Genomic DNA, 26,744 nt, shown 5'->3' with positions numbered 1-26,744 from the left:
TTGCATAAACAAAAAGCTCGCTATCACTGGCGGGCTTTTTTTCTTCATTTTTAAAGAAATGGCGGAAACTAGCCGTTAATGGTTTCATAACGAGGATCTCGTTAATGGAACATTCCGGCGTGCAAGCATCCATTCTTCAATTCTCTTCTCTCATTAAATCTTCAATATTCCTTTCTGATAGGGGGAGATGACTCTGACAGAGCATTACTACTCACATAAACCGGATGTCGTAAGCAATCCGAAATTTTGGGATTTCACATTAAAGGGACGCACATTTCGCTTCAAAAGTGATAATGGTGTTTTTTCGAAAAAGGAAGTTGATTTCGGATCGCGTCTTTTGGTTGAGAGTTTTAACCTTAATGAAGCTGTGGAAGGAAATATTCTCGATGTTGGTTGCGGTTATGGACCAATCGGAATATCGATTGCGGCAGCTTATCCCGATAGAACGATAGAAATGATTGATATAAATAGTCGGGCAGTTGAATTGTCAAAAGAGAATGCTGCTTCTAATGGGATCGCAAATGTGAAGATTTACGAAAGCGATCGTTTTGACAAAGTTGCCTCCAATCAATTCGCAGCGATTCTTACGAACCCTCCCATTCGCGCAGGTAAAAGTGTAGTCCACGAAATTTTAGAAGAAAGCTATCGCAGTTTGGTGGCTGGTGGAGAATTATGGGTTGTCATTCAAAAAAAACAAGGGGCTCCATCCGCAATGGATAAAATGGAGCAATTATTTGGAAATGTTGAAGTGCCCGTTAAGAAAAAAGGTTACTATATACTATTATCCAAAAAGGTTTGACTCTAAATTTTCGCTATGTTAGTATTATAAAATGCATATATATAATTCCGTAACTATGCAATTTTTATACCATTGGTGTATAATCAATGGATAATATGGGAAAAATATATAAATAATAGTTCGTTTTATGAGAAATAGTGGTTTTTAAAATAAAAACCATTTTCTTTTTGTCTATGGAAATGATTCCTTTTCCGAGGCAAATGGATCCTTATAACGCTTGATTTAAGGGGTGAATCAGTTGACAGGTCAACTTGTTCAGTATGGACGACACCGCCAACGTAGAAGTTATGCAAGAATCAGTGAGGTTTTGGATCTTCCGAATCTGATTGAAATTCAAACAGCTTCTTATCAATGGTTTCTAGATGTAGGTTTAAAGGAAATGTTCCAGGATATTTCTCCTATTGAGGATTTTACAGGTAATTTATCGTTAGAATTCATCGATTACAGCTTAGCTGAGCCGAAGTATTCTGTGGAAGAAACAAAAGAACGCGATGTTACGTATTCTGCACCACTTCGCGTGAAAGTGCGCCTTGTTAACAAAGAAACAGGGGAAGTGAAAGACCAGGATGTATTCATGGGCGATTTCCCTCTGATGACTGAAACAGGTACATTTGTCATCAATGGTGCTGAACGGGTAATTGTATCCCAATTAGTGCGCTCACCGAGTGTTTACTATAATGGGAAAATGGATAAAAACGGTAAGCTTGGATTCTCTGCGACCGTTATTCCTAACCGTGGCGCATGGCTCGAATACGAAACAGACGCCAAGGATGTTGTGTATGTTCGAATCGACCGCACAAGGAAATTACCTATCACGGTATTGATGCGTGCCCTTGGATTCGGAACTGATCAAGAAATCATCGATTTGATCGGAGACAACGAATACCTTCGCAACACTCTTGAAAAGGATAACACCGAGAGTGTAGAAAAAGCACTACTAGAAATCTATGAGCGTTTACGCCCAGGTGAACCGCCTACTGTCGAAAACGCGAAAAGTCTTTTAGTATCACGCTTTTTTGATCCGAAACGTTATGATTTAGCTAATGTAGGCCGTTATAAAATAAACAAAAAACTGCATATTAAGAACCGTTTATTCGGACAACGTATTGCAGAGACTTTGATTGATCCTGAAACCGGAGAAATCATTGTTGAAAAAGGTACTATGCTTGATCGCCGGACTCTTGATAGGATTCTGCCTCATATCGAAGGTGGAATAGGATTCAAAACATTCCATCCATCAGGTGGTGTGGTAGAGGAAGAAACTCTTCTTCAACCTATTAAAGTGTTTGCACCAAACGATGCTGAAGGCGAAAAAGTGATCAATATCATCGGTAATGCTTATGTGACCGACCAGGTCAAAAACATTACACCGGCTGATATCATTTCTTCCATCAGTTATTTCTTTAATTTATTGCATGGTGTGGGAATCACGGATGACATTGACCATTTAGGTAACCGTCGTCTGCGTTCCGTTGGTGAATTGTTGCAAAACCAATTCAGAATTGGTTTATCCCGTATGGAGCGTGTTGTCCGTGAAAGAATGTCCATTCAGGATACGAATACAATCACTCCACAGCAACTAATCAACATTCGCCCGGTCATTGCATCCATTAAAGAGTTCTTTGGAAGCTCGCAGCTTTCCCAGTTCATGGATCAAACGAACCCGTTGGCTGAATTGACGCATAAACGTCGTCTATCTGCATTGGGACCTGGTGGTCTGACACGTGAGCGTGCTGGCTTTGAAGTGCGTGACGTTCATTATTCCCACTATGGCCGCATGTGTCCGATTGAAACGCCTGAGGGACCGAATATTGGTTTGATTAACTCGTTATCCAGTTTTGCAAAGGTGAACCCATATGGCTTCATTGAAACACCATACCGCCGTGTGGACCCTGAAACGGGTAAAATTACAAGCCAAATCGATTACTTAACAGCTGATGAGGAAGATAACTATGTAGTTGCCCAAGCGAATGTACGACTGTCGGATGATGGCTCATTCCTTGATAATGATGTTGTTGCACGTTTCCGCGGTGAAAATACCGTTGTTCCGCGTGACCGCGTAGATTACATGGATGTATCTCCTAAACAGGTTGTATCTGCCGCGACTGCATGTATTCCTTTCTTGGAAAACGATGACTCCAACCGTGCCCTTATGGGAGCGAACATGCAACGTCAAGCAGTTCCTTTGCTTCAACCGGAAGCCCCTCGAGTAGGAACGGGTATGGAGTATGTTTCTGCGAAAGACTCCGGTGCTGCCGTAATCTGTAAACACCCTGGTATCGTAGAGCACGTTGAATCACGTGAAGTATGGGTACGTAGGGTAAGTGAAGTAGACGGGCAGCAAGTAAAAGGAAATCTTGATAAATATCGTCTATTAAAATTCATTCGTTCCAACCAAGGAACGTGCTATAATCAACGCCCTATCGTAAGTGTTGGCGACAACGTCGTAAAAGGTGAAATTCTTGCTGATGGTCCTTCAATGGAAAAAGGTGAGTTGGCACTTGGACGTAACGTATTGGTAGCCTTCATGACATGGGATGGATATAACTATGAAGATGCCATCATCATGAGTGAACGATTGGTTAAAGATGATGTGTACACTTCCATTCATATTGAAGAGTATGAATCTGAATCACGCGATACAAAATTAGGGCCTGAAGAAATCACCCGTGATATCCCTAACGTAGGGGAAGATGCGCTTCGAAATCTTGATGAGCGCGGAATTATCCGTGTGGGTGCTGAAGTGAAAGACGGAGACCTTCTCGTTGGTAAAGTCACGCCTAAAGGTGTAACGGAGCTGACTGCTGAGGAACGTCTATTACATGCAATCTTCGGTGAAAAAGCACGTGAAGTAAGGGATACATCACTTCGTGTACCTCACGGCGGCGGAGGAATCGTTCTTGATGTTAAAGTATTTAACAGAGAAGACGGCGATGAACTGCCTCCTGGTGTAAACCAACTCGCACGTGTATATATCGTTCAAAAACGTAAAATCCATGAAGGCGATAAAATGGCCGGACGACATGGTAACAAAGGGGTAATCTCCAGGATTCTTCCTGAAGAAGATATGCCTTATTTACCGGACGGCACTCCAGTCGACATCATGTTAAACCCATTGGGTGTACCTTCACGTATGAACATCGGTCAGGTGTTGGAGCTACACTTGGGTATGGCTGCACGCGCACTTGGCATTCATGTAGCATCCCCTGTATTCGATGGTGCCACTGAGGAAGACGTTTGGGGTACGATTGAAGAAGCCGGGATGTCCCGTGATGCAAAAACTGTCCTTTATGATGGCCGTTCAGGTGAAGCATTCGACAACCGTGTATCAGTTGGTGTCATGTACATGATCAAACTGGCGCATATGGTCGATGATAAACTTCATGCGCGTTCAACTGGACCTTACTCCCTTGTTACGCAGCAACCACTTGGTGGTAAAGCGCAATTTGGTGGACAGCGTTTCGGTGAGATGGAAGTATGGGCACTTGAAGCTTATGGTGCCGCTTATACATTACAAGAAATCCTAACCGTTAAATCAGATGATGTCGTAGGTCGTGTTAAAACGTACGAAGCGATTGTCAAAGGTGAAAATGTCCCTGAACCAGGCGTTCCTGAGTCCTTCAAAGTATTGATTAAGGAGCTTCAAAGTTTAGGATTGGATGTTAAAATCCTCAATGCCGAAGATCGCGAAATCGAAATGCGTGATTTGGAAGATGAAGATGAAGCCAACCAAGCAGACAAATTAAGCCTTGATTCAGAAACTAAAGATATGGTTGCTTCCGAAGTAGGGGCACCTGTCAAAGAATAAAATTAAATATAAACATATCCAGTTATATATTACCTGCTCTGACTGGCAGCGAGATGTTCATTTGAAAATCATGCTGCCTTGTTAGAGCCTTATTGATTCAATCAACCATCATCCGGTGTAAGATTGCCTCATACTTGACGGCAATCAAGGGTTAAACCTGGAGATTAAAAGGGAGGTAGGCCCCTTGTTAGACGTTAATAATTTTGAGTATATGAAAATTGGTCTTGCTTCACCAGACAAGATTCGTTCTTGGTCCCATGGAGAAGTTAAAAAACCAGAAACAATCAACTATCGTACGTTAAAGCCAGAAAAAGACGGTTTATTCTGTGAGAGAATTTTTGGACCTCAAAAGGACTGGGAATGTCATTGCGGAAAATATAAACGTGTTCGTTATAAAGGCGTAGTCTGTGACCGTTGTGGCGTTGAAGTCACTCGTGCTAAGGTGCGTCGTGAGCGTATGGGTCATATTGAGCTGGCAGCCCCAGTTTCACACATATGGTATTTTAAAGGAATTCCTAGCCGTATGGGGCTTGTTCTTGACATGTCTCCACGGGCTTTGGAAGAAGTTATTTACTTTGCATCTTACGTAGTAACTGAAACGGGCGATACAACTTTAGAGAAGAAACAACTTCTTTCTGAAAAGGAATATCGTACATACCGTGAAAAATACGGTAAGAAATTCCAAGCTGCCATGGGTGCGGAAGCTATTAAAAAACTTTTACAAGATATTGATACGGAAAAGGAAGTAGAGTCGTTGAAAGAGGAGCTTAAAACAGCTCAAGGACAACGCAGAACCCGTGCAATCAAACGCTTGGAAGTGCTTGAAGCGTTCCGTAACTCCGGAAATGAGCCTTCATGGATGATCCTTGACGTGCTTCCGGTCATTCCGCCGGAACTTCGTCCTATGGTTCAACTTGATGGAGGGCGTTTTGCCACATCTGATTTAAATGATTTATATCGCCGTGTTATCAACCGTAATAATCGGTTGAAAAGACTACTGGATCTGGGAGCACCAAGCATTATCGTTCAAAATGAGAAGCGTATGCTGCAAGAAGCTGTCGATGCTCTTATCGATAATGGCCGTCGAGGCCGTCCGGTAACTGGACCAGGTAACCGTCCGTTAAAATCTTTATCTCACATGTTAAAAGGTAAACAAGGTCGTTTCCGTCAAAACCTTCTTGGTAAACGTGTTGATTACTCTGGCCGTTCCGTTATCGTAGTCGGACCAAACTTAAAGATGTACCAATGTGGTCTTCCGAAAGAAATGGCGATTGAATTATTCAAACCATTCGTAATGAAGGAGCTTGTTCAAAGAGGTCTAGCGCATAACATCAAATCCGCTAAGCGCAAAATTGAACGTTTATCTCCTGAAATATGGGATGTACTAGAAGAAGTCATTAGAGAACACCCAGTACTATTGAACCGTGCACCGACTCTTCATAGACTTGGGATCCAAGCATTTGAACCAACGTTGGTTGAAGGTCGCGCAATTCGTTTGCATCCGCTCGTATGTACAGCTTACAACGCTGACTTTGACGGTGACCAAATGGCGGTCCACGTTCCTCTATCTTCTGAAGCCCAAGCCGAAGCTCGCATGCTTATGCTTGCAGCACAGAACATTTTGAACCCTAAAGATGGTAAACCTGTCGTTACACCTTCTCAAGATATGGTATTAGGTAACTATTACTTAACATTGGAAAGAGAAGGCGCTATCGGTGAGGGTATGATCTTTAAAGATACAAGTGAAGCATTACTTGCATACCAAAACGGATATGTACACTTACATTCACGTTGTGCCGTACATGCATCGTCACTAAATAATGAAACATTCACTGAAGAACAAAATGGCCAACTTCTAATTACAACTGTTGGTAAATTGATCTTCAATGAAATTTTACCTAAATCATTCCCGTATATTAACGAACCGACACGATATAATTTGGAAACCAAAACTCCAGAAAAATATTTTGTGGAAAAAGGCGCTAATATCCCTGAATTGATCAAGGCTCAACCCGCTATCGATCCTTTCAAGAAAAAAATTCTTGGAAATATCATCGCGGAAGTCTTTAAACGCTTTAAAATTACCGAAACATCCAAAATGCTTGACCGGATGAAAGATCTTGGATTCAAATATTCGACAAAAGCTGGTATAACCGTTGGTGTGGCTGATATTGTCGTTTTAAAAGAAAAACAAGAAATCATTACTGAGGCTCAAACCAAAGTGGATAACGTCTTGAAACAATTCAGACGTGGTCTTATTACTGAGGATGAGCGTTATGACCGCGTCATTTCAATTTGGAGTGCTGCAAAGGATACCATTCAGTCCAAACTTATGGACTCACTGGACCGACGCAACCCGATCTTCATGATGAGTGACTCCGGTGCCCGTGGTAATGCTTCCAACTTCACGCAGCTTGCGGGTATGCGTGGTTTGATGGCCAACCCGGCTGGACGTATCATTGAATTACCGATCAAATCAAGTTTCCGTGAAGGTTTAACAGTGTTGGAGTACTTCATCTCTACACATGGTGCGCGTAAAGGTCTTGCCGATACAGCGCTTAAAACGGCCGATTCCGGTTACCTTACCCGTCGACTTGTTGACGTTGCCCAAGATGTCATCATCCGTGATGACGATTGTGGAACTGACCGCGGCTTGAAAATTTCAGCCTTGAGAGAGGGTACTGAAATAATTGAGCATCTTGAAGAGCGCCTAGTGGGCCGTTATGCAAGAAAAGCGATCAGACATCCAGAAACAAATGAAGTAATCGTGGCTGAAAACGATCTTATTACCGAAGATCTTGCTAACTATATTGAATCACTTGGAATTGAAACAGCATGGATCCGTTCTGCCTTTACATGTAACACCAGCCATGGTGTATGTAAAAAATGTTATGGACGCAACTTGGCTACCGGTCAAGAAGTTGAAGTGGGCGAAGCAGTCGGTATCATTGCCGCTCAATCAATCGGAGAACCTGGTACACAGTTGACTATGCGTACATTCCATACAGGTGGGGTTGCTGGGGACGATATCACTCAAGGTCTTCCTCGTATCCAAGAAATATTTGAAGCGAGAAATCCTAAAGGTCAAGCAGTCATTTCCGAAATTGAAGGAACGATTGTTTCCATCAATGAAATTCGGGATAAACAACAGGAAATCGTTGTTCAAGGTGCTGTTGAATCACGCACGTATACTGCGCCATACACAGCGCGTTTAAGAGTATCTGTTGATACGCCTGTCCGTCGTGGTGAAGAGTTGACAGAGGGTTCCATCGATCCGAAAGAATTGCTGAAGGTTACAGACGTACTTACTGTTCAGGAATACCTGCTTCATGAAGTCCAAAAAGTATACCGGATGCAAGGTGTTGAAATCGGTGATAAGCACATTGAGGTAATGGTTAGACAAATGATGCGTAAAGTCCGTGTGCTTGATGCAGGTGAAACTGAAGTGCTTCCAGGAACATTATTGGATGTCAACCAGTTCACTACTGCAAACACTGATGCATTATTGACCAACAAATTACCAGCTACAGGCCGTCCTGTATTGCTAGGTATCACAAAAGCATCTCTTGAAACGGATTCCTTCTTGTCCGCCGCGTCATTCCAAGAAACAACCAGAGTCTTGACTGATGCAGCGATAAAAGGAAAACGTGATGAATTGCTTGGACTTAAAGAAAATGTCATCATCGGTAAACTTGTCCCTGCGGGAACGGGGATGCTTAGATACAGAAAAGCAAACCCTGTCGTTGTTGACGAAAGTGCCGATACAGTAACAGTGGATTAATGGAAAAAGGACCAGCTCAATAATTTAAACTGAAAACCGACTCCTGTTTCCGATTGGAGCTGAAGGATCAGAAATTTATTGAGCTGGTCTCTCTTATTACTCATGGCCGACTGAAACGCCGATGAGAATTTGATATATTCCGTTTAGGCAAATTGATAATCTTAATAGAATTATGTAAGGAAAACCTTTTGCTTGAATTATTTTTTTGAAAGAAGTTGACAGTATCCGACTAATAATGATACTATAGCAAAGGTGCTCCTATGTTACCCTGTAACTTTGGAGGATATGGACCATGTCTTATGAAAAAGTAATACAGGCAAAGTCAGTGATTATAGGGACGAAGCAAGCAGTTAGAGCTCTTAAAAACAATTTAATTCAAGAAGTTATCATCGCTGATGATGCAGATATATACTTGACTGGGCGTGTCGTTGAGACCGCCAAAGAATTGGATGTTCCTATCACATATGTTGATTCGATGAGAATGCTTGGCAAAGCATGTGGTATTGATGTCGGAGCAGCAACTGTTGCCATTAAAAAGTAAAAATGTTTTTGCAATAATATTTGCAAAGACTTTGTTTTTACCCATTTATGAACCACCTGGATGTGTGGTACTAGAAATGAAAACGTGAAGGGAGGAAAAATGTAATGCCTACTATTAATCAATTAGTGCGTAAAGGACGCGAGTCTAAAGAGGTTAATTCAAAATCTCCAGCACTTAACAAAGGCTACAACAGCTTTAAAAAAGCACAAACTAACGTATCATCTCCGCAAAAACGTGGTGTTTGCACTCGTGTGGGTACTATGACACCGAAAAAACCAAACTCCGCGTTACGTAAATATGCGCGTGTACGTTTAACAAACGGTATCGAGGTAACAGCTTATATCCCAGGTATCGGTCACAACCTACAAGAACACAGCGTGGTTCTTATCCGTGGCGGTCGTGTAAAAGATTTACCAGGGGTACGTTACCATATCGTACGTGGTGCTCTTGATACAGCTGGAGTTAACAATCGTATGCAAGGCCGTTCTAAATACGGTACTAAGCGTCCGAAAGCAGCAAAAAAATAATCTCAAACCAAAATTGAACTTTCTTGAAAGGAGGAAATATAATGCCTCGTAAAGGACCTGTAACGAAAAGAGACGTATTACCAGATCCAATATATAATTCAAAACTTGTGACTCGCTTAATCAACAAATTAATGGTTGATGGACAAAGAGGTAAATCACAAAAAATTCTTTACTCTGCATTTGATTTAATCAAAGAACGTACTGGCAATGAGCCGATCGAAGTTTTCGATCAAGCACTTAAAAACATCATGCCTGTACTAGAAGTAAAAGCACGCCGTGTGGGTGGAGCTAACTACCAAGTACCAGTTGAGGTGCGTCCAGACCGTAAATCGACTCTAGGACTTCGTTGGTTAGTAAACTACTCTCGCCTTCGTGGAGAAAAAACGATGGAAGAGCGTTTAGCTTATGAAATCATGGATGCTGCCAACAATACTGGAGCAGCAGTTAAGAAACGTGAAGATACACACAAAATGGCTGAAGCCAACAAAGCTTTCGCACATTATCGCTGGTAAGATTAATCACTATAAAATCCTTATAGAAGGAAGGAGAAAGACAAATGGCAAGAGAGTTCTCCTTAGCAAACACTCGTAATATCGGTATCATGGCTCACATCGATGCTGGTAAAACGACAACAACAGAACGTGTTCTATATTACACTGGTAAAATCCATAAAATTGGTGAAACGCACGAAGGTGCTTCACAAATGGACTGGATGGAACAGGAACAAGAACGCGGAATCACGATCACTTCCGCTGCAACAACTGCACAATGGAAAGGTCACCGTGTAAACATCATCGATACACCGGGACACGTAGACTTCACAGTTGAAGTTGAACGTTCTTTGCGCGTACTTGATGGAGCTGTGGCAGTACTTGATGCCCAATCAGGTGTTGAGCCTCAAACTGAAACAGTTTGGCGCCAAGCTACAACTTACGGTGTACCACGTGTCGTATTCGTAAATAAAATGGACAAAATCGGTGCAGATTTCTTGTATTCAGTTGGAACAATCCACGATCGTTTACAAGCTAACGCTCACCCAGTTCAGTTACCGATCGGAGCAGAAGATCAATTCTCTGCAATCATCGACCTTATTGAAATGAAAACTCATTTCTACGGTAATGACCTAGGAACTGATATCACTATCGGTGAAATTCCTGAAGAACACCGGGAATTAGCTGAAGAATACCGTGAAAAGTTAATTGAAGCAGTAGCAGAAGTTAATGAAGACTTAATGGAAAAATACCTTGGCGGCGAAGAAATCAGCATTGCTGAATTGAAAGCAGCCATCCGTACAGCAACCGTTAATGTTGAATTCTTCCCTGTTATTTGCGGATCAGCTTTCAAAAACAAAGGTGTTCAATTAATGCTTGATAACGTTATCGACTTCCTTCCTTCTCCATTGGATGTACCAGCTATCAAAGGTACATTACCGGATTCAGAAGAAGAAGTTGAACGTCATTCAGATGATTCTGAACCGTTCTCTGCTTTAGCGTTTAAAGTTATGACTGACCCTTACGTTGGTAAACTTACATTCTTCCGTGTGTACTCTGGTACACTAGAATCAGGATCTTATGTAATTAACTCAACTAAAGGAAAACGTGAGCGTATTGGACGTATCCTTCAAATGCACGCAAACAGCCGTGAAGAAATTTCTACTGTATATGCAGGAGATATCGCAGCAGCCGTTGGTTTGAAAGATACTACAACTGGAGATACTCTATGTGATGACAAGAACCAAGTAATTCTTGAATCCATGGTATTCCCAGAGCCAGTTATCTCTCTATCAGTTGAACCGAAATCAAAAGCAGACCAAGACAAAATGTCTCAAGCTTTACAAAAGCTTCAAGATGAAGATCCAACATTCCGTGCGCATACTGACCAAGAAACTGGTCAAACAATCATCGCTGGTATGGGTGAACTTCACTTGGACATCCTTGTTGACCGTATGCGTCGTGAATTCAAAGTGGAAGCAAACGTTGGTGCTCCTCAAGTAGCATACCGTGAAACTTTCCGTGGTTCAGCTAAAGTTGAAGGTAAATTCGTTCGCCAATCTGGTGGTCGTGGACAATTCGGACACGTATGGATCGAATTTGGTCCAAACGAAGAAGGTAAAGGATTCGAATTTGAAAATGCTATCGTCGGTGGTGTAGTACCACGTGAATATATCCCTGCTGTACAAGCTGGATTAGTTGATTCACTTGACCGTGGTGTACTTGCTGGTTACCCGCTAGTCGACATCAAAGCTAAATTATTCGACGGATCTTACCATGACGTTGACTCCAATGAAATGGCATTTAAAATCGCTGCATCTATGGCACTTAAAAATGCAGCATCTAAATGTAGTCCTGTCATCCTTGAACCAATCATGAAAGTGGAAGTAGTTATTCCAGAAGATTACCTAGGCGACATCATGGGAGATATCACATCTCGTCGTGGCCGTGTAGAAGGTATGGAAGCTCGCGGCAACACGCAAATGGTTAAAGCGATGGTTCCACTATCTGAAATGTTCGGATATGCTACATCATTACGTTCTAACACTCAAGGTCGCGGAACATTCTCTATGCACTTCGATCATTATGAAGAAGTACCTAAGAGCATTTCTGAAGAAATCATCAAAAAAAATAAAGGTGAATAATTGATTTTCATCTCTTATTAAAGTATAACTATCTTATGTAAGCTGTGATGGAAGAATTAGTCTTCTTTCACAGCCCCTATATACTTAATCTTTTATTTATAATTTTAAGGAGGAATTCCTAATGGGAAAAGCTAAATTTGATCGTTCAAAACCGCACGTTAACGTTGGAACAATTGGTCACGTTGACCATGGTAAAACAACTCTAACTGCTGCAATCACAACTGTACTTGCTAAATCTGGTGGCGCAGAAGCACGCGCTTATGACCAAATCGATGGTGCTCCAGAAGAAAGAGAACGTGGTATCACAATCTCTACTGCACACGTTGAGTATGAAACAGCTAACCGTCACTATGCACACGTTGACTGCCCAGGACATGCTGACTATGTTAAAAACATGATCACTGGTGCTGCACAAATGGACGGCGGTATCCTAGTAGTATCTGCTGCTGATGGCCCAATGCCACAAACTCGTGAGCACATCCTTCTTTCTCGTCAAGTAGGTGTACCATTCCTAGTAGTATTCATGAACAAATGCGACATGGTTGATGACGAAGAGCTACTTGAATTAGTAGAAATGGAAATTCGTGATCTTCTATCTGAATACGAATTCCCTGGCGATGACATTCCAGTTATCAAAGGATCTGCACTAAAAGCTCTTGAAGGTGACGCAGCTTGGGAAGAAAAAATCCATGAATTAATGGCAGCTGTTGACGAGTACATCCCAGAACCAACTCGTGACACTGAAAAACCATTCATGATGCCAGTTGAGGATGTATTCTCTATCACTGGTCGTGGAACAGTTGCAACTGGCCGTGTTGAGCGTGGACAAGTTAAAGTCGGTGACGTTGTTGACATCATCGGTTTCAACGAAGAGTCTAAACCAACAACAGTAACTGGTGTTGAAATGTTCCGTAAACTTCTTGACTATGCTGAAGCTGGTGACAACATCGGAGCACTACTTCGTGGTGTATCCCGTGAAGATATCCAACGTGGACAAGTAATTGCTAAACCAGGCACTATCACTCCACACACAAAGTTCAAAGCTGAAGTTTATGTTCTTTCTAAAGAAGAAGGTGGACGTCACACTCCATTCTTTACAAACTACCGTCCTCAGTTCTACTTCCGTACAACTGACGTAACTGGTATTTGTAACCTTCCTGAAGGCGTAGAAATGGTTATGCCTGGAGACAACATCGAAATGACTGTAGAACTTATCGCTCCAATCGCTATCGAAGAAGGTACTAAATTCTCTATCCGTGAGGGTGGACGTACTGTAGGCGCTGGCGTAGTTGCTACAATCCAAGAATAATTGATTCATAAAACAATATTGGAAGGGACGCCTTCCGGAAGAAGCAGATGGGACGCCATCTGCTTCTTTTCTATTTGTAAAGAATATTCATTCTTTCTTCTATAATACCTGCAGTGGATTTAATGGGTTTATAGAAGTTTTTCAAATGAAGAAAATGGATACGGAAGAGCATGTAGAATGTACTTGTAAATACTTGTGATAGTATGTATAATAATAAAAGTGTGTTGCACAAGAAAAATCTAAGTTTGACTTGCATTTCACTTGTGTTATATGTATAATAGACAATGTTGGTCTTTGACTGCGATGATATGGAAGGTTGCTGACACACCCGGCCGCTTTGCCATGGCGAGTGTGTGGGAAATTTCCATTGAGAAGGTCTATTTTAAAATAGGCGAAAAGGAGGGAAAATTATGGCAAAACAAAAAATTCGTATACGTTTAAAAGCATATGATCACAGAATCCTTGATCAATCTGCTGAGAAAATTGTTGAAACTGCAAAACGTTCTGGTGCGGCTGTATCTGGTCCGATTCCATTACCTACTGAAAGATCGGTATATACGATCCTACGTGCGGTTCATAAATACAAAGATTCTCGTGAACAATTCGAAATGCGTACGCATAAACGTCTAATCGACATCGTTAACCCAACTCCACAAACAGTTGACTCATTGATGCGTTTAGATTTACCATCAGGCGTTGACATTGAAATCAAATTATAATTCATATAAATATGAACAATTACTCTAGGAGGTGTGACTTATGACCAAAGGAATCTTAGGTAGAAAAATCGGTATGACTCAAGTTTTTGCTGAAAACGGTGAACTTATTCCGGTAACAGTTATCGAAGCTGCTAATAACGTGGTTCTTCAAAAGAAAACTGTTGAAACTGATGGCTATGAAGCAGTTCAAGTTGGTTTTGAAAACAAACGTGAAAAGCTTTCTAACAAACCTGAAAAGGGCCATGTTGAAAAAGCAAATACTACTCCTAAGCGCTTCATTCGCGAATTCCGCGGAACGGATCTTACTGAATATGAGATCGGTCAAGAAGTCAATGTTAGTATTTTCGCTGAAGGCGATTTAGTAGATGTATCAGGAATTTCAAAAGGTAAAGGATTCCAAGGCTCTATCAAGCGTCATGGACAATCTCGCGGACCTATGTCTCATGGTTCTCGTTACCACCGTCGCCCAGGTTCAATGGGTCCTGTAGCTCCAAACCGCGTATTCAAAGGTAAACTTTTACCAGGACGTATGGGTGGAGAACAAATCACTGTTCAAAACTTAGCTATCGTTAAAGTTGATGTTGAACGTAACCTACTATTGATCAAAGGTAATGTACCTGGTGCTAGAAAAGCATTGATCAAAGTTAAATCTGCTGTTAAAGCAAAGTAATTTCTGAGAAAGGAGGAGCAATAGAATGCCAAAAGTTACATTGTTCAACCAAACAGGTTCACAAGTTGGCGACATCGAACTAAATGAATCCATCTTTGGTATCGAACCTAATAATCACGTATTATTTGAAGCAATCATCATGCAACGAGCTTCCTTACGTCAAGGAACTCATAAAGTTAAAAACCGTTCTGAAGTTGCAGGCGGTGGACGTAAACCTTGGAAACAAAAAGGAACTGGACGTGCGCGTCAAGGTTCTATCCGTTCTCCACAATGGCGTGGCGGTGGCGTTGTTTTTGGACCAACTCCGAGATCTTACGCTTACAAGCTACCTAAAAAGGTACGTCGTTTAGCTATTAAATCTGCATTGTCTGCAAAGGCATTGGAAGAGAACATTTTGGTACTTGAAAGCTTGTCTTTCGAAGCTCCAAAAACAAAAGAGTTTGTAGCGGTACTTAAAAACCTTTCTGTAGATACTAAAACGTTAGTCGTTACTGACGGTTTAGATGAGAAAGTTGCTCTTTCTGCACGTAACATCCCTGGTGTTACTGTAGTTGAAGCTGATGGTCTTAATGTTCTTGATGTTGTTTCACACAACAAATTGATCTTGACTAAATCAGCTGTCGAAAAAGTAGAGGAGGTGCTTGCATAATGGATGCACGCGATATCATTAAGCGCCCCGTAATCACTGAACGCTCTTCAGACATAATGGCTGAAAAGAAATATACTTTTGAAGTTGATGTTAGAGCTAATAAAACTCAAGTTAAAGATGCTGTTCAAGAAATTTTCGGCGTTAAAGTTGAGAAAGTAAACATCATGAACTACAAAGGTAAATTCAAACGCATGGGCAAACATGCAGGCTATACTAACAAGCGCCGTAAAGCTATTGTTAAATTAACTGCTGACAGCAAAGAAATCGAGCTATTCGAGGCTTAATTCATTAGAGAAGGAGGGAAATACAAATGGCGATTAAGAAGTATAAACCTACCTCTAACGGTCGACGTAATATGACAACTTCCGATTTTGCTGAGATCACTACAGACAAACCGGAAAAATCATTACTTGCTCCTTTACACAGCAAAGGCGGCCGTAATAACCAAGGTAAGTTAACAGTTCGTCATCAAGGTGGCGGCCACAAGCGTCAATACCGTATCATCGATTTCAAACGGAATAAAGATGGTATACCAGGACGCGTTGCTACTATTGAGTACGATCCAAATCGTTCTGCAAACATTGCATTAATTAATTACGTTGATGGAGAAAAACGTTATATCCTAGCTCCGAAAAACCTAGAAGTAGGTTTGGAAGTTATGTCAGGTCCAGAAGCTGACATCAAAGTGGGTAACGCACTACCTCTTATTAACATCCCAGTTGGTACAGTAATTCATAACATCGAACTTAAACCAGGAAAAGGTGGACAATTAGTCCGTTCAGCAGGTACATCTGCTCAAGTACTTGGTAAAGAAGGCCGTTATGTACTTGTACGTTTAAACTCAGGTGAGGTTCGTATGATTCTTGCTACTTGCCGTGCTTCAATCGGTCAAGTTGGTAATGAACAACATGAACTTATCAACATTGGTAAAGCTGGCCGTAACCGTTGGTTAGGTAAACGCCCAACAGTTCGTGGATCAGTAATGAACCCGAATGATCACCCACACGGTGGTGGTGAAGGTAAAGCGCCAATCGGACGTAAATCACCAATGTCTCCATGGGGTAAACCTACTCTTGGATTCAAAACTCGTAAGAAGAAAAATAAATCCGATAAATTTATCGTACGTCGTCGTAAAAAATAACGGGATTGAGCTACGGTTCATATATAGAACCGTAGAACAGTCACGAAGGGAGGTACTCGCATGGGTCGTAGCTTAAAAAAAGGGCCTTTTGTTGATGATCATTTATTGGTAAAAGTTGAAAAATTAAATGAAGCTGACAAGAAACAGGTAGTAAAAACTTGGTCTCGTCGCTCAACAATCTTCCCGCAATTCATCGGACACACAATCGCCGTTTATGACGGTCGTAAGCACGTGCCGGTTTATGTAACAGAAGATATGGTAGGTCACAAACTAGGCGAATTCGCGCCTACACGCACTTATAAAGGTCACGCAAGTGATGACAAGAAAACAAGACGTTAATGAGAGGAGGGCATCTCATGCAAGCTAAAGCTGTCGCTAAAACAGTTCGTATTGCTCCTCGTAAAGTGCGTTTAGTCGCAGATTTAATTCGAGGAAAACAAGTAGGTGAAGCAGTAGCGATTCTTCGCTTAACACCAAAATCTGCTTCTCCAGTCGTAGAAAAAATTCTGAAATCTGCTATCGCAAATGCAGAACATAACTACGAAATGGATATTAATAACCTAGTCGTTTCAGAAGCATACGTTAACGAAGGACCAACATTAAAACGTTTCCGTCCTCGCGCTCAAGGTCGTGCGAGTGCAATTAACAAACGTACTAGTCATATTACAATCGTTGTATCAGAAAAGAAGGAGGGGTAATCTGTGGGTCAAAAGGTAAATCCAATCGGTATGCGTATCGGGATAATCCGTGACTGGGAATCCAAATGGTACGCTGATAAAGACTACGCAGTTCTTTTGCATGAAGACATCAAAGTTCGTGAATATATCGCGAAACGTCTAAATGATGCTTCTGTTTCAAAAGTTGAAATCGAGCGTGCAGCTAACCGTATCAATGTATCTGTCCACACTGCTAAACCAGGAATGGTTATCGGTAAAGGCGGTACTGAGGTCGAAGCACTTCGTAAAGCTTTGAACCAGTTGACTGGCAAAAGAGTTCATATCAATATCATCGAAATTAAAAGAGCAGATCTTGACGCAAAATTGGTTGCAGAAAACATCGCTCGTCAATTAGAAAACCGTGTTTCATTCCGTCGTGCTCAAAAGCAAGCTATCCAACGTACTATGCGTTCTGGAGCAAAAGGAATCAAAACTCAAGTTTCTGGTCGTCTTGGCGGTGCTGATATTGCTCGTGCTGAACATTACAGCGAAGGAACAGTTCCACTTCACACACTTCGTGCAGACATAGACTATGCTCATGCTGAAGCAGATACTACTTACGGTAAGCTAGGCGTGAAAGTTTGGATCTACCGTGGAGAAGTTCTTCCTACTAAGAAGAAATCTGAGGAAGGAGGAAAATAATATGTTATTGCCAAAACGCGTAAAATACCGTCGTGAACACCGCGGTAAGATGAGAGGGATGGCTAAGGGCGGCACTGAAGTTCACTTCGGAGAATTTGGACTTCAAGCTCAAGAAGCTTCCTGGATCACGAACCGTCAAATCGAAGCAGCTCGTATTGCGATGACTCGTTATATGAAACGTGGAGGGAAAGTTTGGATCAAAATCTTCCCAAGCAAACCTTACACAGCTAAGCCGCTTGAAGTACGGATGGGTTCCGGTAAAGGTGCTCCTGAAGGATGGGTAGCAGTTGTTAAACCGGGCAAAGTTATGTTTGAAATCTCTGGTGTATCTGAAGAGGTGGCAAGAGAAGCATTGCGCCTTGCAGCACACAAACTTCCAATCAAATGCAAGTTTGTAAAAAGAGAGGAAATTGGTGGTGAAACAAATGAAAGCTAATGAAATCAAAGATCTAACCACTGCTGAAATTGAACAAAAACTAAAATCTCTTAAAGAAGAACTATTTAATCTTCGTTTCCAGTTAGCTACTGGACAACTTGAAAATACAGCTCGCATCCGTGAAGTTCGCAAATCGATTGCTCGTATGAAAACAGTTGTTCGTCAAAGAGAAATCGGTGTCACTAATCGATAATGAATGGAGGTTTGCAGAATGAGCGAACGCAACCAACGCAAAATCTACACTGGACGCGTAGTATCCGACAAAATGGATAAAACAGTTACAGTTGTTGTAGAGACCTATAAAAAGCATTCTTTATACGGTAAACGCGTGAAATATTCTAAAAAGTTTAAAGCTCATGACGAGCTAAACGAAGCTAAAGCAGGCGACGTAGTACGTATCATGGAAACTCGTCCACTTTCAGCTACAAAACGCTTCCGTCTTGTAGAAGTAGTAGAAAAAGCAGTAATCATTTAATCTAGTTCGGATTAAGCTAATTCCGAAGGGAGGTACCGTACATGATTCAACAAGAATCTCGTTTAAAAGTCGCTGACAATTCAGGTGCTCGTGAAGTGCTAACAATTAAAGTCCTAGGTGGTTCAGGCCGTAAGACTGCAAACATCGGTGATATCATCGTTTGTACAGTTAAACAGGCAACACCAGGAGGCGTTGTTAAAAAAGGTGAAGTCGTTAAGGCTGTTGTTGTCCGTACAAAACGTGGTATGCGTCGTCCTGACGGTTCTTACATTCGTTTCGATGAAAACGCATGTGTAATTATCCGTGACGATAAGAGCCCACGTGGAACACGTATTTTTGGACCTGTTGCTCGTGAATTACGTGACAATAGTTTCATGAAGATCGTTTCTCTTGCTCCAGAAGTTCTATAATATGTAAAATTTGTATAAAGCCTTTCAAGGAGGTGCCAAGCTAATGCATGTTAAAAAAGGTGACAAAGTCGTAGTCATCTCTGGTAAGGACAAAGGCAAACAAGGAACAATTCTTTCTGCATATCCGAAACAAAATCGTGTGCTTGTTGAAGGAATTAACATCGTGAAAAAGCATTCCAAGCCATCTCAACTTAATCCACAAGGTGGAATTATCAGTAAAGAAGCTGCTATTCACGTATCCAATGTAATGCCACTTGATCCTAAATCAGGTAAACCGACTCGTGTTGGATATAAGATCGAAAATGGTAAAAAAGTACGCGTAGCTAAAATATCAGGTGAATCTTTAGATAAATAAGTCATAAATGAAGGGAGGTACACTAAGCAATGAGCCGCCTTAAAGAAAAATTCAAAAGTGAAATTACACCGTCATTGATGGGTAAATTCAACTATCAATCAGTAATGCAAGTACCAAACATTGAGAAAATCGTTATTAACATGGGTGTGGGTGACGCAGTTTCTAACTCGAAAGCTTTAGATACAGCTGTTGAAGAACTTACATTGATCACTGGTCAAAAACCAGTTATAACAAAAGCAAAAAAATCAATCGCAGGCTTCCGTTTGCGTGAAGGTATGCCTATCGGAGCGAAAGTTACATTACGTGGAGAGCGTATGTATCAATTCCTTGATAAGCTAGTATCTGTATCTTTACCGCGTGTACGTGATTTCCGCGGCGTTTCAAAGAAATCCTTTGACGGACGTGGAAACTATACATTAGGCGTTAAAGAACAACTTATCTTCCCTGAGATTGATTACGATAAAGTGAGCAAAGTTCGTGGTATGGATATCGTTATCGTAACGACTGCCAACACTGACGAAGAAGCTCGTGAACTACTTACTCAAGTTGGAATGCCGTTCCAAAAGTAATCTCTAAATAAAGGGAGGCGAAATCGTGGCTAAAAAGTCTATGATCGTAAAGCAAAAACGCGAACAGAAGTTTAAAGTACAAGAATATACACGTTGCGAACGTTGCGGACGTCCACATTCTGTATTACGTAAATTTAAACTTTGTCGTATTTGTTTCCGCGAACTTGCATATAAAGGACAAATTCCTGGCGTTAAAAAAGCTAGCTGGTAAAACCCGAGTTTGGGAAGGAGGTAAAATATAATGGTCATGACAGATCCTATTGCAGATATGCTTACTCGCATCCGTAATGCGAATATGGTTCGTCACGAAAAACTGGAAGTTCCTGCTTCAAAGATCAAAAAGGAAATTGCTGAGATCTTAAAAAGTGAAGGCTTCGTACGTGACTTTGAATTAATCGAAGACAACAAACAAGGTATCATCCGTATCTTCTTAAAATACGGTGCAAACAACGAACGTGTTATCACTGGTCTAAAACGTATCAGCAAACCTGGTTTGCGTGTATACGCAAAAACTGGAGAGGTACCACGCGTTCTTAACGGTTTAGGTATCGCAATTGTTTCTACTTCTCACGGAGTTTTAACAGACAAAGAAGCTCGCTCTAAACAAGTTGGCGGAGAAGTTTTAGCATACGTTTGGTAATACATTTTCACAAGAATGGAGGTGCACATTATGTCTCGTATAGGTAAAAAACCTATTGAAATCCCTGCAGGCGTAACAGTTACTGTTACTGGAAGTGAAGTAACTGTTAAAGGACCTAAAGGTGAATTATCTAGATCATTCAGTCCTGACCTTTCAATCGTTGTTGAAGAGAACGTGTTAACTGTTACACGTCCGTCTGACGAGAAGACTCACCGTTCTTTACACGGTACTACTCGCGCACTTATCTCTAACATGATTGAAGGCGTATCAACAGGTTTCGTAAAATCACTTGAACTTATTGGGGTTGGGTACCGTGCACAAAAGCAAGGTAACAAGCTTATCCTTAACGTAGGATATTCCCACCCTGTAGAAATAGAGCCAGAAGCTGGCGTTGAAGTCGAAGTTCCTTCTAATACAAAAGTAATCGTCAAAGGTGCAAGCAAAGAACGTGTAGGAGCTCTAGCAGCTAATATCCGTGATGTTCGCCCGCCTGAGCCGTATAAAGGTAAAGGTATCCGTTACGAAGGCGAATTCGTTCGTCGTAAAGAAGGTAAAACTGGTAAGTAATGCCGCATAAGTAAACGAAAGGAGTGACGTAAATGATTACGAAGCTTGATAAAAATGCTACTCGTCAGAAAAGACATGCGCGTGTACGTGCTAAGCTTTCTGGAACAGAAGCTCGTCCTCGTTTAAATGTGTTTCGTTCAAACAAACACATTTACGCACAATTAATTGACGATGCAAAAGGCGTAACATTGGCAAGTGCTTCAACTCTTGATAAAGAGATCAGTATCGAAGCAGGTAGCAATGCTGAAGCAGCTCAAAAAGTTGGCGAACTTATTGCGAAACGTGCTGTTGAAAAAGGTTTCAAAGCTGTGGTATTTGACCGCGGTGGTTACCTCTTCCATGGTCGTGTTAAAGCATTGGCTGACGCTGCTCGTGAAAACGGCTTAGAATTTTAATGGATAAGGAGGGACATAACAGATGCGTAGCATTGATCCTAATAAATTAGAACTTGAAGAACGCGTAGTTACAGTAAATCGTGTAGCTAAAGTTGTTAAAGGCGGACGTCGTTTCCGTTTCACTGCACTAGTTGTAGTTGGTGATAAAAATGGTCATGTTGGATTTGGTACTGGTAAAGCTCAAGAAGTTCCGGATGCTATCCGTAAAGCTATTGAGGATGCTAAGAAAAATCTAATTACTGTACCGATGGTTGGTACTACTATTCCTCACCTTGTGAACGGTCGCTATGGCGCAGGTCACATTCTATTGAAACCAGCTTCTGAAGGTACAGGAGTAATTGCTGGTGGTCCTGTTCGTGCGGTACTTGAATTAGGCGGAGTTAGCGATATCTTGTCTAAATCACTAGGTACTAATACACCTATTAATATGGTTCGCGCAACAATTGAAGGATTGAAGCAATTGAAACGTGCTGAAGACGTAGCTAAGTTACGTGGAAAATCAGTACAAGAACTGTTAGGATAAGGAGGGAAATCGAATTATGGCTAATAAATTAGAAATCACCCTCACTCGCAGCTTGATTGGTCGTCCTGAAGATCAACGTGTTACAGTTAACACTTTGGGTTTACGCAAAATGCATCAAACGGTTGTTCAAGAAGATAACCCTGCGATTCGCGGTATGATTACCAAAGTTGCTCATCTTGTTACTGTAAAAGAACAATAAAATAATTTTTAACTTAACAAGGAGGTGCCAACATGAAACTTCATGAGTTAAAAGCTGCAGAAGGTTCTCGTAAAGAACGTAAACGCAAAGGTCGCGGTATTGGATCTGGTAACGGTAAAACAGCAGGTAAAGGACACAAAGGACAAAACGCTCGCTCCGGCGGCGGTGTGCGTCTTGGATTTGAAGGGGGTCAAACTCCTCTATTCAGACGTTTACCTAAACGTGGATTTACCAACATCAACCGTAAAGACTATGCTATCGTGAACCTTGATACGTTAAATCTTTTCGAAGACGGTACTGAAGTAACACCAGCTCTTTTACTTGAGACTGGCGTTGTAAGTAAAGAAAAAGCAGGAATCAAGATTCTTGCCAAAGGAAGCATTGAGAAAAAGCTTACTGTTAAAGCTCACAAATTCTCGTCTACTGCTAAAGAAGCTATCGAAGCTGCTGGCGGTAATACAGAGGTGATCTAATGTTTCGCACGATCTCCAATTTTATGCGCGTGGGTGAAATAAGGAATAAGATTATTTTTACCCTTCTAATGTTAATCGTCTATCGCATCGGTACATTTATACCTGTACCGCATGTGAATGCCGATTTTCTCGCTGAACAGGACCAGCTGAGCGTCATCGGGCTTTTAAATACCTTTGGCGGCGGGGCACTGCAAAACTTCTCCATATTAGCGATGGGTATCATGCCGTACATCACGGCATCGATCATCGTTCAGCTGTTACAGATGGATGTTGTTCCTAAGTTCACTGAATGGTCTAAACAAGGGGAAGCAGGGCGCCGTAAATTAGCTCAATTCACTCGTTACTTCACTATTATCCTAGGATTTATCCAAGCAGTTGGTATGTCCTATGGGTTCAATAATATGTCAGGTGGACAGTTGATTGAAAATCCTGGAATTGCAACATACTTGCTTATTGCGACTGTCTTAACGGCAGGAACAGCTTTTCTTTTGTGGTTAGGGGAGCTGATCACTGCTAAGGGTGTGGGTAATGGGATTTCCATCATTATCTTTGCTGGTATCGTAGCTAGTTTGCCTACTACGGCAAATCAGATTTACGCTCAGCAATTTGAAAATGCCGGTGATCAATTATTCTTACGAATCATAACGATTATCCTCATTGTTTTAGCAGTATTAGCAATCGTGGTTGCTGTTATCTTCATTCAGCAGGCATTACGTAAAATTCCTATTCAGTATGCGAAACGTGCTGCGGTAGGTCGTACGCAAATGGGTGGCCAGTCTACTCATTTACCATTGAAAGTAAATGCTGCGGGGGTTATTCCGGTAATCTTTGCAATGGCATTTATCATTACTCCCACTACAATCGCTTCTTTCTTTGGAAAGAACAGCGTGACTAGTTGGATATCAACAAATCTTGATTACACCAAGCCAATTGGTATGATCATATATGTTGCTCTTATCATTGCTTTTGCGTATTTTTATGCATTCATTCAGGTTAACCCTGAACAAATGGCTGAGAATTTGAAAAAGCAAGGTGGCTATGTGCCGGGGATTCGTCCAGGTAAGAGTACACAAGAATATTTAACACGTGTTTTATACCGTTTGACGTTTGTAGGCTCCATATTCTTGGCCATCATTGCCGTTTTACCGGTATTTTTCATTAAGCTTGCTGATCTACCTCAATCTGCACAGATTGGTGGCACCAGTTTGCTGATCGTAGTGGGGGTTGCCCTTGATACGATGAAGCAGCTGGAATCACAACTTGTGAAGAGACACTATAAGGGCTTTATAAAGTAATGAGTTTTGGGAACGGCTTGTTCCCTCTACCCATTATAGAGTTTGAGGGGGAAGAAAATTGAATCTAGTGTTAATGGGTCTGCCGGGTGCTGGTAAAGGCACTCAAGCTGAACAAATCGTAGAAAAATATAATATCCCTCATATCTCTACTGGAGATATGTTCCGAACAGCTATCAAAGATGGAACAGCTTTAGGTCTAAAGGCAAAATCATTCATGGACAAAGGCGAATTGGTACCTGATGAAGTTACCATTGGCATCGTACGTGAACGTTTAAGCAAGGAAGACTGCCTAAGAGGGTTTTTGCTTGATGGATTTCCACGTACTGTGGCACAGGCAGAGGCACTTGAAAGCATTCTTACTGATTTAGATCGCAATATGAATTTTGTCATTAATATCGATGTTGATAAAAGCATCTTAATGGAAAGATTGACAGGACGTCGTATTTGCAAATCATGTGGTGCGACATACCATCTTGTATTCAATCCTCCAGCTAAAGATGATGTATGCGACCGCTGCGGCGGAGAATTATATCAACGTGCCGACGATAATGCGGAAACGGTTCAAAATCGCTTAGATGTGAATTTGAAACAAACCAAGCCACTTCTTGACTTCTACGGAGACAAAGGATACTTGGTCAACATTAACGGACAGCAAGATATTAATAAGGTATTTGAAGATATCGATGTGTTGCTTGGTGCTTTACAAAATTAATCATCCGTATTGATTTATGAAATTCATACCATTTTTATAACTTACTAGTTAAACTTGGTGCATTCCTATAATACAAAGGGTATAATGGATTTCGCGAGAGCATTCGCACATTTATTAATCAGGTTCTTGTACTTGGTATTCCCTGAATTGGGCGATTACTTTTTAAGTGATCTTCATGGACATATCCGGTCGGCAAAATTGATGAAGAAATGCAGTGACTCTATTGGGATTCCTAAAGAGTCGTGATATAGAGGGTTGAAAGAAGCTATGTCAGGCGTGCGCCTTTCAAACATCTCCCATGCTATTCAAACCTATGTCGAGACTAATTGCTTCTCTATTTCGAGAGTATGTCGGTCACGGAATCGGTCAAGACTTACATGAGGACCCATAAAATCCTCATTTCGGTCCAACTGATAAAGGTCCTCAGTTAAAGCCTGGTTCTACAAAATGGTGAATACTTGATGCAGAATTGTAAGACTTATGAGGATAATTGGACTGTAGTAATGTTGACGGAAAGATGTGCACCTTTAATAGGTTCACGCATAGAGAAGGGAGAATCACTTTAATGGCGAAAGATGATGTAATTGAAGTAGAAGGCACAGTACAAGAGACTTTGCCGAATGCAATGTTTAAGGTAGAATTAGAAAATGGTCATACTGTTTTAGCTCATGTATCCGGTAAAATTCGTATGCACTTTATTCGCATTTTGCCTGGAGATAAAGTTACGGTTGAGCTTTCCCCGTATGATCTAACTCGCGGCAGAATCACATACCGGTTCAAATAATCCGGTTACGCTCCGATCTGTATAAGGAGGTTAGATAGCAATGAAAGTCAGACCATCAGTCAAACCAATCTGCGAAAAGTGTAAAGTTATCCGCAGAAAAGGTAAAGTAATGGTTATTTGCGAAAACCCTAAACATAAACAAAAACAAGGCTAAATAGAAGGAGGTGCACTCAAGCATGGCACGTATTGCTGGAGTAGATATTCCCCGTGACAAACGTATTGTTATCTCATTAACATATATATATGGTATTGGAAAACAAACAGCGATCAAGATTCTTGCAGAAGCAGGCGTTTCTGAAGAAACTCGCGTTCGTGACTTAACGGAAGACGAATTGAACAAAATTCGTGATATCATTGACAAGCTTAAAGTAGAAGGCGACCTTCGTCGTGAAATCTCCCTAAACATCAAACGTTTAATGGAAATCGGTTCTTACCGTGGTTTACGTCACCGTCGTGGTCTTCCTGTCCGCGGTCAAAATACAAAAAACAATGCTCGTACGCGTAAAGGACCTCGTCGTACTGTAGCTAACAAGAAAAAATAATTAGTAAAGGAGGTTACTTTTCATGGCACGTAAAACTAATACACGTAAACGTCGTGTGAAAAAGAATATAGAAACTGGTATTGCACATATTCGTTCAACATTCAATAACACTATCGTTACGATCACTGACTCTCATGGTAATGCTATTTCTTGGTCAAGTGCTGGAGCTCTAGGATTCCGTGGATCTCGTAAATCCACTCCATTCGCTGCACAAATGGCTGCTGAAACAGCTGCTAAAACATCAATTGAACATGGTATGAAAACTCTTGAAGTTACAGTTAAAGGACCTGGTGCTGGACGTGAGGCTGCCATTCGTGCACTTCAAGCTGCTGGCCTAGAAGTAACTGCAATTAAAGATGTAACTCCAGTTCCACATAACGGATGCCGTCCACCAAAACGTCGCCGTGTTTAATTTTTCTGTATAGATTTTGT

The 26,744-nt window shown here is 41.4% G+C and carries 35 protein-coding genes and 1 pseudogene; all 36 read left to right on the top strand.

What is annotated here, in order from left to right; translation table 11 throughout:
* The first annotated feature begins 193 nt into the window (after positions 1-193).
* Positions 194-799, top strand: a complete 606-nt coding sequence (locus ACIQYG_RS23380; protein ID WP_402843082.1) for a class I SAM-dependent methyltransferase — start codon at positions 194-196, stop codon at positions 797-799.
* Positions 800-1,037: 238 nt separating this feature from the next.
* Positions 1,038-4,607: a DNA-directed RNA polymerase subunit beta gene (gene rpoB, locus ACIQYG_RS23375; protein ID WP_048677874.1), complete on the top strand. Its 3,570-nt coding sequence runs from the start codon at positions 1,038-1,040 to the stop codon at positions 4,605-4,607.
* A gap of 184 nt (positions 4,608-4,791) precedes the next feature.
* On the top strand, positions 4,792-8,388 hold the full coding sequence (gene rpoC / locus ACIQYG_RS23370) for a DNA-directed RNA polymerase subunit beta' (protein ID WP_402843039.1): 3,597 nt from the start codon (positions 4,792-4,794) through the stop codon (positions 8,386-8,388).
* A 292-nt stretch (positions 8,389-8,680) separates the two neighbouring features.
* A complete protein-coding gene (locus ACIQYG_RS23365) occupies positions 8,681-8,929 on the top strand; it encodes a 50S ribosomal protein L7ae-like protein (RefSeq protein WP_034305040.1) in 249 nt (82 codons plus the stop codon).
* Between the two features lie 104 nt (positions 8,930-9,033).
* Positions 9,034-9,456 (top strand): 30S ribosomal protein S12, encoded by a 423-nt coding sequence (gene rpsL / locus ACIQYG_RS23360; protein ID WP_034305038.1) that lies wholly within the window; start codon positions 9,034-9,036, stop codon positions 9,454-9,456.
* A 41-nt stretch (positions 9,457-9,497) separates the two neighbouring features.
* Positions 9,498-9,968, top strand: a complete 471-nt coding sequence (rpsG, locus tag ACIQYG_RS23355; RefSeq protein WP_048677878.1) for a 30S ribosomal protein S7 — start codon at positions 9,498-9,500, stop codon at positions 9,966-9,968.
* A 44-nt stretch (positions 9,969-10,012) separates the two neighbouring features.
* On the top strand, positions 10,013-12,091 hold the full coding sequence (gene fusA, locus ACIQYG_RS23350) for an elongation factor G (RefSeq protein WP_101225871.1): 2,079 nt from the start codon (positions 10,013-10,015) through the stop codon (positions 12,089-12,091).
* Between the two features lie 121 nt (positions 12,092-12,212).
* A complete protein-coding gene (gene tuf / locus ACIQYG_RS23345) occupies positions 12,213-13,400 on the top strand; it encodes an elongation factor Tu (protein WP_402843035.1) in 1,188 nt (395 codons plus the stop codon).
* A 410-nt stretch (positions 13,401-13,810) separates the two neighbouring features.
* Positions 13,811-14,119 (top strand): 30S ribosomal protein S10, encoded by a 309-nt coding sequence (rpsJ, locus tag ACIQYG_RS23340; RefSeq protein ID WP_019244375.1) that lies wholly within the window; start codon positions 13,811-13,813, stop codon positions 14,117-14,119.
* A gap of 40 nt (positions 14,120-14,159) precedes the next feature.
* Positions 14,160-14,789: a 50S ribosomal protein L3 gene (rplC, locus tag ACIQYG_RS23335; RefSeq protein WP_076372869.1), complete on the top strand. Its 630-nt coding sequence runs from the start codon at positions 14,160-14,162 to the stop codon at positions 14,787-14,789.
* A 25-nt stretch (positions 14,790-14,814) separates the two neighbouring features.
* Positions 14,815-15,438 carry a 50S ribosomal protein L4 gene (gene rplD / locus ACIQYG_RS23330; RefSeq protein WP_034305025.1) on the top strand — a complete coding sequence of 208 codons (624 nt, stop codon included), beginning with the start codon at positions 14,815-14,817 and terminating at the stop codon, positions 15,436-15,438.
* On the top strand, positions 15,438-15,722 hold the full coding sequence (rplW, locus tag ACIQYG_RS23325) for a 50S ribosomal protein L23 (protein WP_034305023.1): 285 nt from the start codon (positions 15,438-15,440) through the stop codon (positions 15,720-15,722). Before rplD ends, rplW begins: the two co-directional genes overlap by 1 nt.
* 26 nt (positions 15,723-15,748) lie before the next feature.
* The gene (gene rplB / locus ACIQYG_RS23320; RefSeq protein ID WP_034305021.1) at positions 15,749-16,579 is read left to right on the top strand and encodes a 50S ribosomal protein L2; all 831 of its coding nucleotides are present in this window, start codon (positions 15,749-15,751) and stop codon (positions 16,577-16,579) included.
* Positions 16,580-16,639: 60 nt separating this feature from the next.
* On the top strand, positions 16,640-16,918 hold the full coding sequence (rpsS, locus tag ACIQYG_RS23315; protein ID WP_034305018.1) for a 30S ribosomal protein S19: 279 nt from the start codon (positions 16,640-16,642) through the stop codon (positions 16,916-16,918).
* A 17-nt stretch (positions 16,919-16,935) separates the two neighbouring features.
* A complete protein-coding gene (gene rplV / locus ACIQYG_RS23310) occupies positions 16,936-17,277 on the top strand; it encodes a 50S ribosomal protein L22 (protein ID WP_034305017.1) in 342 nt (113 codons plus the stop codon).
* Between the two features lie 3 nt (positions 17,278-17,280).
* On the top strand, positions 17,281-17,937 hold the full coding sequence (gene rpsC, locus ACIQYG_RS23305; RefSeq protein ID WP_034305014.1) for a 30S ribosomal protein S3: 657 nt from the start codon (positions 17,281-17,283) through the stop codon (positions 17,935-17,937).
* 1 nt (position 17,938) lies between these two features.
* A complete protein-coding gene (gene rplP, locus ACIQYG_RS23300; protein WP_034305012.1) occupies positions 17,939-18,373 on the top strand; it encodes a 50S ribosomal protein L16 in 435 nt (144 codons plus the stop codon).
* Positions 18,363-18,566 (top strand): 50S ribosomal protein L29, encoded by a 204-nt coding sequence (gene rpmC / locus ACIQYG_RS23295; RefSeq protein ID WP_034305010.1) that lies wholly within the window; start codon positions 18,363-18,365, stop codon positions 18,564-18,566. Before rplP ends, rpmC begins: the two co-directional genes overlap by 11 nt.
* Positions 18,567-18,584: 18 nt before the next feature.
* Positions 18,585-18,848 (top strand): 30S ribosomal protein S17, encoded by a 264-nt coding sequence (gene rpsQ / locus ACIQYG_RS23290; protein ID WP_048677887.1) that lies wholly within the window; start codon positions 18,585-18,587, stop codon positions 18,846-18,848.
* 41 nt (positions 18,849-18,889) lie between these two features.
* On the top strand, positions 18,890-19,258 hold the full coding sequence (rplN, locus tag ACIQYG_RS23285) for a 50S ribosomal protein L14 (RefSeq protein ID WP_034305005.1): 369 nt from the start codon (positions 18,890-18,892) through the stop codon (positions 19,256-19,258).
* Between the two features lie 43 nt (positions 19,259-19,301).
* Positions 19,302-19,613, top strand: coding sequence for a 50S ribosomal protein L24 (gene rplX, locus ACIQYG_RS23280; RefSeq protein WP_034305002.1), 312 nt, complete (start codon positions 19,302-19,304; stop codon positions 19,611-19,613).
* A gap of 29 nt (positions 19,614-19,642) precedes the next feature.
* Complete coding sequence (gene rplE / locus ACIQYG_RS23275) at positions 19,643-20,182, top strand: 50S ribosomal protein L5 (RefSeq protein ID WP_048677889.1); 540 nt, start codon at positions 19,643-19,645, stop codon at positions 20,180-20,182.
* A 25-nt stretch (positions 20,183-20,207) separates the two neighbouring features.
* Positions 20,208-20,393 (top strand): type Z 30S ribosomal protein S14, encoded by a 186-nt coding sequence (locus ACIQYG_RS23270; protein WP_034304998.1) that lies wholly within the window; start codon positions 20,208-20,210, stop codon positions 20,391-20,393.
* 30 nt (positions 20,394-20,423) lie between these two features.
* Positions 20,424-20,822, top strand: coding sequence for a 30S ribosomal protein S8 (rpsH, locus tag ACIQYG_RS23265; protein ID WP_034304995.1), 399 nt, complete (start codon positions 20,424-20,426; stop codon positions 20,820-20,822).
* Positions 20,823-20,852: 30 nt separating this feature from the next.
* Positions 20,853-21,389, top strand: a complete 537-nt coding sequence (gene rplF, locus ACIQYG_RS23260) for a 50S ribosomal protein L6 (protein WP_048677892.1) — start codon at positions 20,853-20,855, stop codon at positions 21,387-21,389.
* Between the two features lie 32 nt (positions 21,390-21,421).
* Positions 21,422-21,784, top strand: a complete 363-nt coding sequence (gene rplR / locus ACIQYG_RS23255) for a 50S ribosomal protein L18 (protein ID WP_076372859.1) — start codon at positions 21,422-21,424, stop codon at positions 21,782-21,784.
* A gap of 22 nt (positions 21,785-21,806) precedes the next feature.
* On the top strand, positions 21,807-22,307 hold the full coding sequence (gene rpsE, locus ACIQYG_RS23250) for a 30S ribosomal protein S5 (protein ID WP_034304987.1): 501 nt from the start codon (positions 21,807-21,809) through the stop codon (positions 22,305-22,307).
* 16 nt (positions 22,308-22,323) lie between these two features.
* A complete protein-coding gene (gene rpmD / locus ACIQYG_RS23245; RefSeq protein ID WP_034304984.1) occupies positions 22,324-22,506 on the top strand; it encodes a 50S ribosomal protein L30 in 183 nt (60 codons plus the stop codon).
* 32 nt (positions 22,507-22,538) lie between these two features.
* Entirely contained in the window at positions 22,539-22,979 is a 441-nt protein-coding gene (rplO, locus tag ACIQYG_RS23240; RefSeq protein ID WP_034304982.1) for a 50S ribosomal protein L15, read from the top strand.
* A complete protein-coding gene (secY, locus tag ACIQYG_RS23235) occupies positions 22,979-24,274 on the top strand; it encodes a preprotein translocase subunit SecY (protein ID WP_034304981.1) in 1,296 nt (431 codons plus the stop codon). The genes rplO and secY overlap by 1 nt, the downstream gene beginning before the upstream one ends.
* Positions 24,275-24,332: 58 nt before the next feature.
* A complete protein-coding gene (locus ACIQYG_RS23230) occupies positions 24,333-24,986 on the top strand; it encodes an adenylate kinase (protein WP_402843028.1) in 654 nt (217 codons plus the stop codon).
* Between the two features lie 71 nt (positions 24,987-25,057).
* Positions 25,058-25,509, top strand: a pseudogene (locus tag ACIQYG_RS23225) (M24 family metallopeptidase); the annotation flags it as partial.
* A gap of 42 nt (positions 25,510-25,551) precedes the next feature.
* Positions 25,552-25,770, top strand: coding sequence for a translation initiation factor IF-1 (infA, locus tag ACIQYG_RS23220; RefSeq protein WP_028390440.1), 219 nt, complete (start codon positions 25,552-25,554; stop codon positions 25,768-25,770).
* A gap of 40 nt (positions 25,771-25,810) precedes the next feature.
* Positions 25,811-25,924, top strand: coding sequence for a 50S ribosomal protein L36 (gene rpmJ / locus ACIQYG_RS23215; protein WP_003156543.1), 114 nt, complete (start codon positions 25,811-25,813; stop codon positions 25,922-25,924).
* A 22-nt stretch (positions 25,925-25,946) separates the two neighbouring features.
* Positions 25,947-26,312: a 30S ribosomal protein S13 gene (gene rpsM / locus ACIQYG_RS23210; protein WP_034304978.1), complete on the top strand. Its 366-nt coding sequence runs from the start codon at positions 25,947-25,949 to the stop codon at positions 26,310-26,312.
* A 22-nt stretch (positions 26,313-26,334) separates the two neighbouring features.
* Entirely contained in the window at positions 26,335-26,724 is a 390-nt protein-coding gene (rpsK, locus tag ACIQYG_RS23205) for a 30S ribosomal protein S11 (protein WP_028390438.1), read from the top strand.
* Positions 26,725-26,744 lie beyond the last annotated feature (20 nt).

Origin of the sequence: Peribacillus sp. NPDC096622 (assembly GCF_044762665.1) — a bacterium.
Taxonomy (GTDB): Bacteria; Bacillota; Bacilli; order Bacillales; family DSM-1321; genus Peribacillus; species Peribacillus frigoritolerans_B.
The sequence above is the reverse complement of the archived record's forward strand: the minus strand, read 5'-3'. Positions and strand labels throughout refer to the sequence as shown.